The sequence below is a fragment of the Bacillus sp. BS3(2021) genome, from assembly GCF_021043345.1.
GTDB lineage: Bacteria > Bacillota > Bacilli > Bacillales > Bacillaceae > Bacillus > Bacillus paralicheniformis.
The window spans coordinates 963,388-978,431 of the sequence record NZ_JAJNDM010000001.1; the positions used below are offsets into that span (position 1 = coordinate 963,388).

The 15,044-nt window shown below is 43.1% G+C and carries 17 protein-coding genes; 13 read left to right on the plus strand and 4 right to left on the minus strand.

What is annotated here, in order from left to right; genetic code table 11:
• Positions 1 to 68: 68 nt before the first annotated feature.
• Complete coding sequence (locus LQ247_RS04745) at positions 69 to 599, plus strand: HD domain-containing protein (protein WP_020452803.1); 531 nt, start codon at positions 69 to 71, stop codon at positions 597 to 599.
• Here the strand turns inward: LQ247_RS04745 and LQ247_RS04750 are convergent.
• From LQ247_RS04750 to LQ247_RS04760, 3 genes are all read right to left on the minus strand, one after another.
• Positions 596 to 2,059, minus strand: coding sequence for an esterase/lipase family protein (locus tag LQ247_RS04750; protein WP_231005625.1), 1,464 nt, complete (start codon positions 2,057 to 2,059; stop codon positions 596 to 598). The two genes, LQ247_RS04745 and LQ247_RS04750, sit on opposite strands and share 4 nt — an antisense overlap.
• Before the next feature lie 146 nt (positions 2,060 to 2,205).
• On the minus strand, positions 2,206 to 3,102 hold the full coding sequence (locus LQ247_RS04755; protein WP_025809744.1) for a prolyl oligopeptidase family serine peptidase: 897 nt from the start codon (positions 3,100 to 3,102) through the stop codon (positions 2,206 to 2,208).
• Positions 3,103 to 3,261: 159 nt separating this feature from the next.
• The gene (locus LQ247_RS04760) at positions 3,262 to 3,696 is read right to left on the minus strand and encodes an Rrf2 family transcriptional regulator (protein ID WP_020452800.1); all 435 of its coding nucleotides are present in this window, start codon (positions 3,694 to 3,696) and stop codon (positions 3,262 to 3,264) included.
• 187 nt (positions 3,697 to 3,883) lie between these two features.
• On the opposite strand from LQ247_RS04760, the gene LQ247_RS04765 reads away from it, so the two are divergent.
• The 7 genes from LQ247_RS04765 to LQ247_RS04795 all read left to right on the plus strand — a co-directional run bounded on the left by LQ247_RS04765 (position 3,884) and on the right by LQ247_RS04795 (position 9,710).
• A complete protein-coding gene (locus tag LQ247_RS04765; RefSeq protein ID WP_023856161.1) occupies positions 3,884 to 4,993 on the plus strand; it encodes an AI-2E family transporter in 1,110 nt (369 codons plus the stop codon).
• A gap of 56 nt (positions 4,994 to 5,049) precedes the next feature.
• Positions 5,050 to 5,271, plus strand: coding sequence for a spore germination protein (locus LQ247_RS04770; protein WP_020452798.1), 222 nt, complete (start codon positions 5,050 to 5,052; stop codon positions 5,269 to 5,271).
• Positions 5,272 to 5,344: 73 nt separating this feature from the next.
• Positions 5,345 to 5,593, plus strand: coding sequence for a YueH family protein (locus tag LQ247_RS04775; RefSeq protein ID WP_020452797.1), 249 nt, complete (start codon positions 5,345 to 5,347; stop codon positions 5,591 to 5,593).
• 93 nt (positions 5,594 to 5,686) lie between these two features.
• Complete coding sequence (locus LQ247_RS04780; RefSeq protein ID WP_025809741.1) at positions 5,687 to 6,088, plus strand: YueI family protein; 402 nt, start codon at positions 5,687 to 5,689, stop codon at positions 6,086 to 6,088.
• Positions 6,089 to 6,273: 185 nt separating this feature from the next.
• Positions 6,274 to 6,825: a cysteine hydrolase family protein gene (locus LQ247_RS04785; RefSeq protein WP_231005627.1), complete on the plus strand. Its 552-nt coding sequence runs from the start codon at positions 6,274 to 6,276 to the stop codon at positions 6,823 to 6,825.
• 17 nt (positions 6,826 to 6,842) lie between these two features.
• Positions 6,843 to 8,312, plus strand: coding sequence for a nicotinate phosphoribosyltransferase (locus LQ247_RS04790; RefSeq protein WP_145625262.1), 1,470 nt, complete (start codon positions 6,843 to 6,845; stop codon positions 8,310 to 8,312).
• A gap of 177 nt (positions 8,313 to 8,489) precedes the next feature.
• Entirely contained in the window at positions 8,490 to 9,710 is a 1,221-nt protein-coding gene (locus LQ247_RS04795; protein ID WP_035337594.1) for an EAL and HDOD domain-containing protein, read from the plus strand.
• Between the two features lie 42 nt (positions 9,711 to 9,752).
• Here the strand turns inward: LQ247_RS04795 and LQ247_RS04800 are convergent, their stop codons facing one another.
• Entirely contained in the window at positions 9,753 to 10,100 is a 348-nt protein-coding gene (locus tag LQ247_RS04800; RefSeq protein WP_223254849.1) for a hypothetical protein, read from the minus strand.
• Between the two features lie 485 nt (positions 10,101 to 10,585).
• Between LQ247_RS04800 and degQ the strand changes: the two genes are divergently transcribed.
• The 5 genes from degQ to LQ247_RS04825 all read left to right on the plus strand — a co-directional run bounded on the left by degQ (position 10,586) and on the right by LQ247_RS04825 (position 15,028).
• Positions 10,586 to 10,726, plus strand: a complete 141-nt coding sequence (gene degQ / locus LQ247_RS04805; protein WP_003184860.1) for a degradation enzyme regulation protein DegQ — start codon at positions 10,586 to 10,588, stop codon at positions 10,724 to 10,726.
• Between the two features lie 187 nt (positions 10,727 to 10,913).
• The gene (locus LQ247_RS04810) at positions 10,914 to 11,825 is read left to right on the plus strand and encodes a polyprenyl synthetase family protein (RefSeq protein WP_035337591.1); all 912 of its coding nucleotides are present in this window, start codon (positions 10,914 to 10,916) and stop codon (positions 11,823 to 11,825) included.
• The gene (gene comX, locus LQ247_RS04815) at positions 11,797 to 11,967 is read left to right on the plus strand and encodes a competence pheromone ComX (RefSeq protein WP_020452790.1); all 171 of its coding nucleotides are present in this window, start codon (positions 11,797 to 11,799) and stop codon (positions 11,965 to 11,967) included. The genes LQ247_RS04810 and comX overlap by 29 nt, the downstream gene beginning before the upstream one ends.
• A 20-nt stretch (positions 11,968 to 11,987) precedes the next feature.
• Positions 11,988 to 14,303 (plus strand): sensor histidine kinase, encoded by a 2,316-nt coding sequence (locus LQ247_RS04820; protein ID WP_020452789.1) that lies wholly within the window; start codon positions 11,988 to 11,990, stop codon positions 14,301 to 14,303.
• Positions 14,304 to 14,389: 86 nt separating this feature from the next.
• Positions 14,390 to 15,028 (plus strand): response regulator transcription factor, encoded by a 639-nt coding sequence (locus tag LQ247_RS04825; protein ID WP_003184849.1) that lies wholly within the window; start codon positions 14,390 to 14,392, stop codon positions 15,026 to 15,028.
• Positions 15,029 to 15,044: the final 16 nt, after the last annotated feature.

Here is a 15,044-nt window from a genome sequence, read left to right on the forward strand (position 1 = left end):
TGTCAGATCAATTGAGATTTACATGAAAATATGTTAGGATTCTAAAAATATATAAAGGAGGGGTTTACATGAGAAACGTAACATTAGTGGATGTATTCACCCATCCAATCGCACAAAAATATTTAACACGCTCCGGTGTAGCTCATGCCGTAGCCTGCGCTTACCACGCATACCGCCTGGCGGTGCGAGCGGGAGTAGACCCTGATATCGCGACAAAAGCGGCTTTGCTGCACGATATCGGTCATTATGAATGGTATACCGACGGGGAATGGGATTATGAAAAATACAAGCAAAACGACATTCACGCGATAAAGGGTGCCGAGCGCGCTCACAAGCTGCTGATCCGCCTCGGCGAAGATCGGAAAGCGGCAAAAGAGATTGCTTTGGCGATTTTGCTTCATACGGATTCCTATTTGCCAGAAGGGGACCTCGATAAAAACAAGCTGCAGGAAATCGTCAAAAAAGCGGATGAGCTGGATGAAGAGCCGGGCGGAAACCACCATTACCGCAAAATTGATCATAAGCTGGCGCTTGAAAAGATCAGAAAACTTGACCGCATGGTCGATGAATCTTTATCTCCCATGAAAAGAACGGTTTAATCGGACAAAGGGCTGTTTTCAAACTTCTCCCCTTTGTCATTTACATAAATAGAGCGGATGATCGTCCTGTTAAACGGCGAGTTGTCTGCCGTTTTTCCTGAAAGGTCGATCGTCACCGAATACAAGCCCGCTTTTTTGAATGACAGGCTGTTTTGCAGCGCATTGATGGAAGCTGGTTTCAGCGACTTTTTCTCGGCCTGTTTTCCGTTTTTATAGCGGATAGAACGAACGGACGCCTTAACATTCGCAAGATTTGCCGATTCCCTGGTGACTGCGTTTTTAATTTGCTGGTTCAGAGGAGAATCGAACGTCACAATGAACAAAAACGCCTCTTTTTGTTTGACAGATGATGCGATCTTCCATGTACCTGCTGCCGGATTTTTAATGGCAGCGGAATGGACGAATCCCCCTTCAAAAACATCCGCCGTCTTTGCTATTGAAAAATCTTTGAGCGGCTTGCCGTGCGGATCTGTCAATTTGATATTTCCCGAGGAATGATTGCTCAGCCAGTGAACGGTTATTTCCTTGACGCCTTTTTCAACGGCGAATTCCTCTTCTCTCAATCCATGATTTTCCCCTCCTCTGATGAAAGGGTACGATAGGTTTTCCTTGATGGCCGCTGTTTCATTTGCATATGCCTGAACCGTCAATAAAGGCATAAATACAGGAAATGTGAGGTTTCCTTTAATAATCGAGAAGTGATCCCACTTCCCTGTATTCAGGTTTGTGGCGTAAGGGAGTCTCGCATTTTTTTCGGTGACGGCTCCGTCATTTTCGCCAAACATGTTTAAATAGACGCCTCCAAAAAATAAAACGCTGCCGAACCCGCCGATTTTATTGCCTGCCAAGGTGAAATATTTGGTTTTCGATCGATTGGGATGATTGTCGGTCTGATCGCGGAACGATTTCATAAACCCTGTTTGGAGAGAGTAAACGGCGTCATTTTTCTGGCCTAAAATATCGGCGAGCCATCCTGCCCAGCTGCTGTAGGCAAGGTCTGCCAGCTGCGAACCGTGATGGGGGGTTCCGAGCGTAATCAAGCGCTCGACATAATGGTATGCGTTGTGATGAATCAGCGCCGACTGACTGTCAATTCCGCCTTTGCTGTAGGAAACGAGAATGACCTTGCGGCCGAAATGCTGGTAGATTTCGCGCAGTTTCGCGGCCAGCATCGCTCCGTTATCCTGCATGTCTTTATCGGGGTGGAGATCGATAAAAGCCGCATCATATCCGTTTTTCCACGCCTGCTCCGCCATGTCATTTTCGTCAAACCAAGCGCTTGAAGAGCCGTTTAATCCATGGACAAATACAATCGGCGGTTTTGCGGGATCAGGATGTTCAACAGGGTCTCCCGCGAACCAGTGACCCGGATCGCCTCCTCCTCCTTTAAATCCTCCCGCTTTCGATACATGCGGATACACGACCAGCAAAACAAGCATGAGCAGTACCAGTTTTTTCATCGTTGTTCACCTCATGGTTTTGTTGTAAGCGTTTTCATCTTATTTTCTGAAGGTGAACTTTATACCGATATACTGAAAAAAATTTAGAAAATATTCATAAAAGATAGGAATATACACTGAAAGGCCGGATATCCGGCCTTCAATGTTCATGCTTTTCCATGTTTTAAATGTTTGCGGAAGAACGATTTGACGATGTCAAGGGTATGAGCCTGGGTAAAACCGTTATGTCCGGCCCCGTTTATTTTATACATAAGGGCTTCATGGCCTTCTTTTATTAAGGCTTCAAACAATTGGACGCTTTGTTCATAAGGGACGACATCGTCCTGATCCCCGTGCATGATCAGAATGGGGGGCGCGTCCCTGTGAACATAGCTTATCGGACTCGCTTGTTTCGCCTGTTCTCTGTTTTCTTGAACAGGTCCGCCGATCAGCTTGGATTCCGGTGAATTGGGTGAATCATGGTCGAAGATGGACGGATACTTGCTCATGGACAGAAGATCAACCGGGCCGAACCAGTCCGCAACCGCATCGACTTTGCTCGATACATGACGGTGTTCGTCCTGGCCTTCTAATTCTTCAATTCCTTCGGTCAATCCAAGCAAAAGAGCCAAATGGCCGCCTGAAGAATCCCCCCAGACTCCCACTCTATCAGGATCGATGTTATAGCGGTCGGCATTTGCTTTTAAAAAGCGGACAGCTGTTTTCACATCATGAAGCTGAGCCGGAAACACCGCCTCTCCGCTGCCTCTGTATTGAACGCTTGCCACGACATAGCCTTGCTCGACAAATGGAACCAGCTGGGGGATAAAGGCGGATGTATCCTGTTTTGTCCACCCCCATCCGCACCCTTGCAGATAAATAATCAGCGGGTATGTTTCTTGATTGCCTTCCCGGTTAAATAACGCATCCATTGGATTGCGGCGCACCAGCAAATGTAATGTCAAAGAAGTGTCTTTCACTTTTGTGTACTCAATATTCGGTATGAGCTGAATGTAAGAGTTGGTGTTTTGCTCCCAGTTGATTTCTTTTATATGATTCGTCATGTTAAGTCCTCCCTTAATGTGTTGAAAATCCGAATTCGCCTGTGTTGATCACATGGTACCCACCGTTGTAATGAACAATATTACAACGAGGCGAAAAAATATAATGCAAGACGCCTGTTGTAAGCGTGGGTGTTACAACAAGGTGGAAAAAATCATGCCTCATTGAGAAGCATTCTTTTTTTGGATAATCAGATCAGTCAATTCTTTTATAGAAATTTCTTTGAGTATAGTCTCCATGGCTGTTTGCGCTTTTAATAAAATAAGCTCAAGAACCTGGTGGATATTCGCGCCAACCCAGCAATCAGGATTGGGATTTTCGTGAGTGTGAAACAGTTCGCCTTCACCGACAACTTCGACGGCTTTATAGACATCATACAAAGAAATGGCGCCGGCATCCCGTAATAAGTGCGCGCCGCCTGTGCCGCGCTTTACTTCAATCAAGCCCGCTTTTTTCAGCAATCTGCTGATTTGGCGGATGATGACCGGATTGGTATTGACGCTGTCTGCGATTTGCTCTGATGTCAAATGGTCGCTTCGGACTTGCATCAAGGATAACATATGTACGGCTATCGTAAATCTGCTGCTGATCTTCATCAAATCACCCTTCCGTTGTAATTATTGTATTTACAACGGGTGAAGCTGTCAATCTTTTTTGCTCAAAAAGGTGTTGAAATGAAACCCTGTCAAAGCTTTTTCGTATGAATGGAAGGAAAACAGTTGACAGACGTTAGTGGGAATAGTAGTTTTTAGATTAATGAAAAAAGCCGGGAGGAAACAAAGCTTGTTTAAATCAAAAACCCATTTTTGGACGCTGCAAATTTTATTGGTTCTTCTTATTATTTATGTGTCGACAAAAGTGTCTTTTCTTTTCGAACCGATCATTGTATTTGCATCGACTTTATTTACTCCGATTTTAATTGCGGGAATCTTGTATTTTATATTCAATCCGATCGTGCGGTTTCTTGAGAAAAAGCTGCCGAGAACGCTGTCCATTCTGCTGATCTATTTAGTGTTTGTGGCATTCATCGGGTTTGTGCTGTCAGCTGTCGGTCCTGTGTTTACAAAGCAGGTGACCGATCTGTTTAACAGCATCCCGTCCTATGTGAAACAGATCCAGATTTTCATTAAGCAAATGTCGAATTCGCAGTGGTTCACTTGGATGATGAATCAGGACTTCGTATCGGTTGCCAAAATCGAAAGCTCAATCGGCGAATATCTGACGAGCCTGCCTGAGAATATTACAGGGAGCCTGTCTTCTGTATTCGGTGTTGTGACCAACATTGCGATCACGGCTGTTACCGTGCCGTTCATCCTGTTTTATATGCTGAAGGACGGCAACCGTTTCCCGAATTTGGCTGTCAAGATTCTGCCTGACAAGTACAAAAATGAAGGACTGAAAATTTTTAAGGATTTGTATGAGACGCTGGCGGCTTACATTCAAGGACAGTTGATCGTTTGTATGTTTGTCGGAACGGCTTGCTTCATCGGTTTTTGGATCGCCGGTGTGAAATACGCGCTGATTCTCGGCGTGATTATTGCCGTGACGAATATTATTCCATATGTCGGACCGTTTCTTGGAGCGACACCGGCTGTCATTATCGCTTTTCTCGACTCGCCGACGAAAGCACTCATCGCGCTGATCATCGTCGTTGCCGTTCAGCAGACTGACGGAAATCTGCTGTCGCCGCTGATTATCGGCCGCCGCCTGAATACGCATCCGCTGACGATCATCCTTTTATTAATCGGCGCCGGAAGCTTCGGAGGCATTCTCGGCATGATCCTGGCCGTTCCGGCTTATGCCCTGCTCAAGGCTTTTACATTGAATATCGTCCGCCTTGTCCGTTTAAGGCAGAGGTATAAAAAAGAAACGGCGGAAAATGCTGAAGTCTGAACGTTTTGCCCATTTTCACATATGATGCTAATAAATTGAATGGCGGAGGTGTGAAGATGCCGGCGATCGTCGGACCGATTTTTATCAGGCAAGTCGTTGATGACAGCGCAGCCTTCTTTGGAGATGTGTTTGCCATTTCCCCGAAGTGCACGGATGTTTCCGGAGGAGGAGCGGGTACATTTTTAACAGGGGACTACGGTTTGATTCAAAACAATAGCAATAAAACATCCTTCACAGATGCGGATGTGATCGACGGTTTCAAGTCATTGAACCTGTGACAGCCTCTTTTAAAGAGGCTGTTTCTTTTTTATAGTATAATGGGAAAAAAGATAGATAAGGCAGGTGACAAAGATGAAAATAAGGAAGGCAAACATCTTGAACAAAGATCAGATGATCACAGACGTTTACCTCCATGAAAATAAAAAGGAATTTCATACGCTTGTGGCTGTGCCGCAACTGGAGTGGAGTAAGCTGATTTCTTATGAGGAAGAAAAAGCAGAGCTCGCCGAAAAGCTTGACCGGTCATTGTCGAAAGTGGCTGAAGCGGATGCGGCCGAGGAGCTGTCCAAAAAGATTGTACAATGGGTGACCGAAATGTAGCCCGGGCTCATGCCCGCTGTTTTCATGGGCATACTGATAAAAAAACGCAGCTTAAAACAAGCTGCCAGCAAGATAAACTGGAGGGTCTAAGACGTGAGCGACCAATCAATGGATCAATATTTACAGCAGGGAATGTATGGACCACGCGAAACGAAGCCGGATGAACGCAGACTGTTTTTAGGCTCGCTGAGGGAACGGGTTATCATCGCATTGACGAAAGGACAAGTGCTGCGTCCGCAGGCATACCGCGAAGTCATTGATGCGCTTGGCTCAAAAGCGGATGCGACATTATTGCTGAACGGTGAAATCGACTACTCTCATTTATCTCCTTACATCAAGGAGTCCAATAAACAAGGTGTTCCTTTTTCCATCGTGTCCGACCAGCAATCGGATACTCCCCTTGGACTTGTCCTCGCAGCGCGCGAGGCTGTAGAGAAAGAATCGATTTATGTTCAGGACGACATCTTTGAGCAGTCGGTTTTAAACAAGAGATGAGGCACGGGTTTTCGCACGCGTCTTCCACAGGGCGTGCGAAAACCCGCGGTTTTTGTTTTTTTCTGAAAAAGAAAAAACCCGCTGCTGGCGCGGCTTTGCAGCCATATCCGCTTGATTCGCCATTCACTTGTCCGTTTAGATAAGTTATAATGTTACCTATCATACAAAAGGCGGGGAGGGCGGCAATGAAAAAAGCTCTTATATGTATAGATTATACAAATGACTTTGTCGCAGCTGACGGAAAGCTGACGTGCGGAGAACCAGGCCGGGAAATCGAAGACGCCGTGACGCGTCTCGCGGAAACGTTTATTCAAAACGGCGATTACGTCGTATTTGCAGTCGATTCACACGAGGCCGGCGATTCGCATCATCCGGAAACCCGTTTGTTTCCTCCACATAATATAAAAGGTACATCAGGACAGGATTTATACGGAAGGCTTGAAGCGCTTTATCGAAAACACGAACATGATCAGAATGTCTATTACATGGAAAAAACAAGGTACTCTGCTTTTGCCGGGACAAACCTCGAGCTGAAGCTTCGTGAAAGGGATATTAAAGAACTGCACCTCGTTGGCGTATGCACAGATATATGCGTGCTCCATACCGCAGTAGACGCTTATAATAAAGGGTTTAATCTTGTCATTCATCAAAACGCAGTGGCTAGCTTTAACCCGGACGGGCACGACTGGGCTCTTTCTCATTTTGCAAACACCCTGGGAGCCTCAGTGTCAGATTGAGGAAGGAGAAATGAAGGTTGGAACACCGTTTTACAGACGACAGTCTAGCACTACACACAGACCTATATCAAATTAATATGGCGGAAACGTATTGGCGCGACGGCATTGATCAAAAGAAAGCCGTTTTTGAACTGTTTTTCAGAAAGCTCCCTTTTGACAGCGGTTTTGCCGTTTTTGCCGGTCTTGAAAAAGCGATTGAGTTTTTGCGGGATTTCAGATTTACTGAAAGCGATTTAGTTTATTTAAAAGAAGAGCTGGGCTTCAAAGATGAGTTTCTCAGCTTTTTAAAAGATATGAGATTCACCGGTTCGCTTTATTCCATGCAGGAAGGCGAAATCGTGTTTGGAAACGAACCGATCATGAGGATCGAAGCGCCTTTGGCCGAAGCGCAGCTGATTGAAACGGCTCTGCTCAACATTGTGAATTACCAAACATTGATCGCGACAAAAGCCGCGAGAATCAAAAGTGTGATCGGAGATGAGACGGCGCTCGAATTTGGAACAAGGCGCGCGCATGAAATGGACGCGGCGATGTGGGGAGCAAGGGCCGCGATTATCGGCGGGTTCGATGCGACAAGCAATGTCCGCGCCGGCAAACGTTTTGACATTCCGGTATCGGGCACGCACGCCCATGCGCTTGTTCAAGCCTACCGCGACGAATACACGGCATTTAAAAAATATGCGGAAACCCATAAAAAATGTGTCTTTTTGGTCGATACATATGATACGGTGCGTTCCGGCATTCCAAATGCAATCAAAGTGGCGAAGGAATTCGGTGATCAAATTGAATTTTCGGGAATCCGCCTGGACAGCGGAGACCTCGCCTATTTGTCCAAGAAAGCGAGAGCCATGCTGGATGAAGCCGGATTTACAGATACAAAAGTCGTCGCCTCAAGCGATCTTGATGAGTATACGATTATGAACCTGAAAGCCCAGGGCGCAAAAATCGACGTCTGGGGCGTCGGCACAAAGCTGATTACCGCTTATGATCAGCCGGCTCTCGGCGCGGTTTACAAACTCGTTTCCATCGAAGAAGACGGAAAAATGGCAGACACGATTAAAATTTCTTCGAATCCGGAAAAAGTGACGACTCCAGGCTTGAAAAAGGTGTACAGAATCATCAATCAGCTGAACCATCATTCAGAAGGCGATTATATCGCTTTGGACTATGAAAAGGTCAATGAACAGGAGCGGCTGAAGATGTTTCACCCCGTTCATACGTTTATCAGCAAGTTTGTGACGAATTTTGATGCGAAAGACCTTCACCAGCCGATCTTTGAAAAAGGCGAGCTTGTTTATGAGAATCCGAGCATTCAGGATATTAAGCGGTATGTTCAAGAAAATCTCAGTTTGCTTTGGGAAGAGTATAAGCGGATCAGCAAGCCCGAAGAATATCCTGTCGATTTAAGCGAAGCTTGCTGGAACAACAAGATGCAGCAAATTCACGAAGCAAAAATCAAGGCGAAAAAAGGTCTGGATCAAGGTTGACTCTGTAAACGATAGTTTTTAATATAACTGGGGATTGAAACAGATAATTTCTTCGGGGATTATCTGTTTTTCAATATTAAGTTCAATATTTGGGCGGATTTTTTAAGCGGACGGGATTTGCTCATTTAATTGATATACTTAAAAGCGAAGGCACCTCAGTCGCTAGGGGGAAAAAGAATGAGGGTATTCGTTGCCAGACAGCCAATATTCAACAGAAAAGAACAAGTTGTCGCATACGAGCTTTTATACAGAGAAAGCGAGAAAAACTTTTTTTCCGGTATTGACGGTGATCAAGCGACAACAGAATTGATGATTAACAGCTTTTTAAACATTGGAATCGATAAATTGACAGAAGGCAAAAGGTATTACGTGAATTTTACCGAAGGTCTTTTGGCATCAGGGCTGCCGACTTATTTTGATCCGGACCAGCTCGTTGTAGAAATCCTTGAAGATGTGCCGATCACCCCTGAGCTTATCGAAAGGTGCAGGCATTTGAAAAGCCTCGGCTACACGATTGCCCTTGATGATTTTTGTTTAAAGCATCGCGTGGAGAGGGACTTGCTCCATCAGCTTTTGGCATCCATTGATATTTTGAAGATCGATTTTTTCAAAACGACGCGGCAGGAAAGACAGAGCATCCTTCGATCATGCCGGAACCACCGTCTGACGTTCCTCGCTGAAAAAGTGGAGACGCGAAAGGATTATGAGCAGGCTGCAAAAGACGGATTTCAACTGTTTCAAGGCTATTTCTTCAGCGAGCCCGCTGTGATTGACGGTCAGGACATTACATATCATTTCCATGCTTATTATGAGCTGCTGCATGAATTAAGCGAAGATCAGCCTGATATTGAAAACGTCACAAATATTATAGAACGCGATTTGTCGCTTTCCTACCAGCTGCTGAAGCTGTTGAATTCTCCGGCCAATCGGCCGATTCAAAAGATTAAAAGCATCCGCCAGGCTATCGTGCTTCTCGGATTTAAAGAAATCAAAAGGTGGATCTTCATCCTCTCATTTAAGGATTTAACGAAAAAACAAAACTCCAGCAAGAACGAAGTCGTCAAGATTTCGCTGATCCGCGCGAAGCTTTGCGAATTGCTGGCGAAAAAAACGAATCGTCCTCAGCCGGCTTCTTATATGCTGACAGGCATGTTTTCATTTATCGATACACTGCTTCACAAAGAACTGGCGGAAGTCATCAGCGAACTGCCGCTGACGGACGAAGTAGGACAAGCACTGCTCGGCAAAGAAAACGATTATCGAAAAATCTTGCGGCTTGCAAAATCGATCGAACGAAACGAATGGGAAGACAGCACGCCAGAAACAGAAGGCTTAACAAAAGATGAAGCGTATCAATGCTATCTTGAAGCCGTTGATTGGTGTCAAAAACTTTTATAAAAAAATTCCGGCTCCTTTTTAGGGACCGGAATTTTTTTTGCGCTAAGACCAACGCAGGAGGAGGAATATTCTGCTGCGGGGGCTGATAAGCATGATGCGGATGCCGTCGGGATCGAAAGAGGCATCAAGCTGGCTGCGGACGCCGGTTTGTCTGAGCAGGGCAAGGACGGTATTTTTTTGGTTGCTTTGGGCAGCCGTCATGATTTGGTGAGCCAAAGCACGCGATGCTGAAAGCCTGCTTAAAATTCTTTGTCCGTCAGCCATCAAGCCCTCCGCTTCTTTTGCCGAACGCGAAAAGGCGCTGGCTTCAACTTCCGGATAGACCTGCCGGCAGCGGATATGTTGGTATGGATGCATCCAAAAGCAATGAGAAGGAAGCAATATGAACACCTCGTTTCAATTTTTACGGGTCAAATTGCGGTTTTTGCGGTGTAAGGCGAAGGGTCGGTTTTTTTTAAGGGCCGAAATGCGTGTCGGTCTATTGCGTGTTTTTCGGTGGTGCATACCCGATCTGCGTTCCTTGAACAATCAAGTTTTTCTATTCCCCGCTAGTTATTACTTTAGACTCAATGTCGCAAAACGAACAAAAAATAACTGAACTTGCGGTGCTAAAGGGGTTTATTAGTGATCTTTATTTGATCCCTTTAAAAACAAACTAAAATTTTATGTTTCATTAGGAATTGAGAACTAATCGCAAGTCGTGTAGAATGGGTGTTATGGTCTATTTAAAGTTTGCGGTGTAACGCATGAATTTATATGCAACTTTTCGGTGAAAAAGAGACCAATTCCCTTTAAACTTGTATTAACAGATCAAATACCTATGACTCGTTCACTATACACAAATTGATTGATCTTCCAAAAGGAGTGTGGAATCGGTGGAAAAGCAACAAATTGAAGAATTAAAACAACTGCTTTGGCGGCTAGAGAATGAAATCAGAGAAACAAAGGACTCCTTGCGCAAGATTAACAAAAGCATTGATCAATACGATAAGTACACATATCTAAAAACCTCGTAAAAAGACTTGTTTCAGACAAGTCTTTTTTTTTTTGTAAACAAATCCAAAAAAAGGATATATTATTATATAATTGTTAAATAAAAAAATTGCTCTGTCAATCGGGAATTTGATTTAGTAAAATATTAAGAAAGGAGGGAGCACCATCTCTAAGCTTTTTTGTCTAGATCACAGTAAAATCAAGCAAAGAATGAATCATTTTATAGACGTTGAGATTCCCAACGCGGACTTAAATCGGACGCTGCACGCTTTTCTAGATGCAAAGGACCAGTTGCATTTCAGCGAGCTTGCTTTTTATCATTACCAAAGTTTCGGCGGCACGGACGCTGATGCGGCGGAAACGCTTGGAGCGGGCATAGAACTTTTGATTCTTGCGTTTGATATATTCGATGATTTAGAGGATGAAGACAGCCCCGATGAACCTTGGATGAAAATAAACCGTTCAGTCGCAATGAATGCGGCGACTGCGCTTTATACAATAAGCATTAAAGTGATCAGTTCGGTGTCGAAAGAACCGGTGTTTTTTGAAAAACTGATGGAATATATACTTCAATCGATGCAGGGACAGCATGACGATCTCAGCAACCGGCCTGCCACTGAAGATGAATGCCTTGACATGATCAAGCGTAAGTCCGGGGCGCTGACGGCTCTGCCATGCGTGCTTGGGGCGATGCTTGCCACGGGCAAATTTGACCCGGCGGTGGAGAAGTACGCATATCAGCTGGGCATTGCTTCACAAATCGAAAATGATTATAAAGCACTTTTTTATGATTCAAAAAGCGATATCGCCAAGAAAAAGCGGACGCTTGCGTACTTATATTTGTCAAGAAAATTTAACCAGCCATCGATTGATTTGTTAAAAACATTTGAAACTGAGGATAAAATTGCCGATAAAGAAATAAAATGCTATAAAGAGAAATTGAAAGCAGCAGGCGTCACTCAGTATATGTATGTTATGAATCAGCTCGCTATTCAGAAATTTAAAAAGGGAATTGGGGAGCTGCAGTTGGGGGATATGGAGAAAGAACGTTTGATGTCTGCGCTTTTAAACGAGTCTTTACGAGGAGAGTATTATGCAGGAGATCGTGAGTTTTTTGGTTGAACACCCGGAAGTGTTGGAACAGGTTATTGCTGGCAAAGCCAGTCTTATAGGTGTTGATAAAGACCAAGTTTTCAGTTTAATTGAAGGTTTTAAAAGAATTGAAGCAGGTTGGGGTCCTTACCCTAATTTATGGTTCAAATAATGAATAGTAGGGATTTCTAAATGAAGTCATATTATAACAAGGTTTCACTAGTTCTCATATTGTTAAGTTTTATTTATGTTCTCTATGTTTGCTATCTTAGTTTTAATAATAATCTAGTTGGGTTAAAGGTGAAAAATCTTGATGAATACAGTCTTGAAGTTGTGGAAGTGAAAAAACACACTTTAGCCGCTGATTATGCAGAATTAAAAGAAGGAGATATCATTCATAGAATAAATGGGCAGCAGGTTCCATTTAAAAAAGATAAGGAATATACATTGTCAAACGTTTTAACGTTAACAATTGAAAGAAATGGGAAAGTATTTGAGAATGATTCTCTGATATATTTGGATTTAGTCAGTTATGACAGTTTTTTTATATTTATCATTCCGTTGATCTTTTACTTTTTATGTTTAATTTGTGTGTATTTTATTTTTAAAGTAAACAAATCTAAAAATCTTTTCTCAGCATTTTTATTAGTCCTATTTCTGCTTATTACTTCTATAGCTTATGTTAGTGCAGGCGCAGTTGCAAGAGGTGACACTTTCAGTAGATTTGTAAATATACTTACTTTTTTAGCTGTTCCAACTAGCTACTTACATTTTATTTATCGATACTTTAAAGAGATAGGGAAAACATTTTTCAGTAATAAAGTTTTTTTACTTTATTTAATACCATTTATAAACCTCATACTTGAAGCTGGTTTATACTTATTTGAATTTGAGGGAAGTATTCTAAAAAGCATTAACTTATTGTCGTTCTTTATTTCGACGGTCATTGTTTTTATTCTGATTACATATGCCTTAATTAAATTCAAGTATTCTCAACAGTCCTACTTATTGAAAATATTAATGTTGATGAACTTCATTGCATTGGTACCTTTTTTGTTTTTCTATGTACTTCCTATGCTGGTCTTTGGCGATTATATTTTCTCGGCCATTGTTGTGTCCCCGTTTCTGTTGCTGATTCCTTTATCTTTGGTATATCAATTTATGTCTAATAAAATATATGATATTGAATTTTTAATTGGTCGATTGAAATATTATAGTTTTTTAGCGATAATTCCAACTTCTTTAATTATTACTATTTTAGCCATTGTTAAGCATCAAGAAGGAGAATTTTTCACAGTACAGGTTACAATCTTTACATATCTTATCATGGTAGGCGTTTTCTATTTAAAAGAAATTATTGATTTCCGCTTTCGGCTAAAGCGCTTTTCAGAAAAATTTAACTACCAGGATAGTATTTTTAAATTTACTCAAACCATTCGAACATTTACGTCTTTAAATCAAGTTTTAATGGAGTTAAAACAAATCGTTTTGGACGTGCTTCTTGTTAATAATATTTATATGCTCAAAGTAAAAAACGATGGATCGGTATCGATGCTAGAGAATGATGCAGAAGAAAAACCGTGGATCCCGTACGAACAAGAAGTAACCAAGGTCATCACCGACATCGGCAAAATCGTCGAAGTCGACCGCGGATTTTTGATTAAGATCGGTGAACGGGGCGGGACTTCTTATGTCATGCTGTGTTTGTCGGTTTTAAATACGCCTAGGCTGACGCGCGATGAGATTTCGTGGCTTGAGACGCTGGCGTTTTATACGAGTGTTTCCCTAGAAAACGTCTTGAAAATCGGCGAGCTGATGGAGCATCTGGAACATGTGAAAAAAGAAGGGCCGAATCCGGCGTGGCTGAATAAATTGATGTTTGCGATTGAAGAGAAGCAGAGATCTGATTTGGCCCGTGATCTTCATGATTCTGTGCTGCAGGACATGATTTCCTTGAAGCATCAAAGCGAGATGTTTCTGGCTGATTTTGAAAAAGATAAAGTCTGTACGAATCAAATCAGGCAAAGGCTCATCAATATGAATGAGCAAATGTCCACCGTCATCCAGACGACAAGGGAAACGTGTCAGGAGCTGAGGCCGCAGCTGTTGTACGATCTCGGACTGGTCAAAGCCCTTTCGAAACTGGCGGCACAGCATCAGGAGTCCTCATCGATCGATAAGATCCGCCTCAATACGGAAAGGTTCTCAAAGGTGCTCGACCTGGACACGCAGCTGAATTTGTACAGAATTGTGCAGGAGCTTTTAAGCAATGCGGTTAAACACTCGAAAGCTAATGAGGTTTTGATTATGCTTGTCTGCATAAAAGAAAAAGTTGTTCTTCATTATGAAGATGACGGCATCGGTTTTGATCCGGACAAGCTTTATCAAAACAGCGCAAGCATGGGGCTGTCGGGTATTCGCGAGCGAGTCCGCGCGCTGAACGGCAGTCTGGATATACAGACAGCAGAAGGGAAAGGCTTCAGGGTCGCCATTGAAATGGAATTGTAATGTTTAGTTAACATTTTTGCTTGGCATCCGCCAAGTTTTTTCTATAAAATGGTGATAGGGCAAGGTTACGCAAAAGGGAGGAAATTATGAGAAGATTACTTGTGATCGATGATCATCCGGCTGTCATGGAGGGGACGAAGGCAATTCTTGAAACGAACCAGGACTTTGTTGTCGATTGCCTCAGCCCTGAAGCCAGCGAACAATTTCTCAAGAAGCATGATTTTTCTGCGTATGACCTGATCTTAATGGATTTAAATTTGGGTGAAATCAACGGCATGGACCTATCTAAGAAAATCCTTGAGACGTGTTCATCATGCAAAATTATCGTTTACACAGGCTATGAAGTCGAAGATTATTTTGAAGAGGCGATTCGTTCCGGCATGCACGGCGCCATCAGCAAAACGGAATCGAAGGAAAAGATTATAGAGTACATATATCAGGTACTGGATAATAAAATTGTCGTCGATTATGATTATTTCAAGCAGCTGATTACACAGCAAAAATCGAAGTCAAACAGCCAGCAGACCCAGCACGATCTTTTGACTGAAAGGGAATGCCTGATCTTAAAAGAAGTCGAAAAAGGCTATACAAATCAGGAAATCGCTGATGCGCTTCATTTAAGCAAGCGGTCGATCGAATACAGTCTGACTTCCGTATTCAGCAAACTGAATGTAGGATCACGGACAGAGGCTGTTTTAATCGCGAAATCTGAAGGCGTACTTTGATGAAGGGACGATTGTG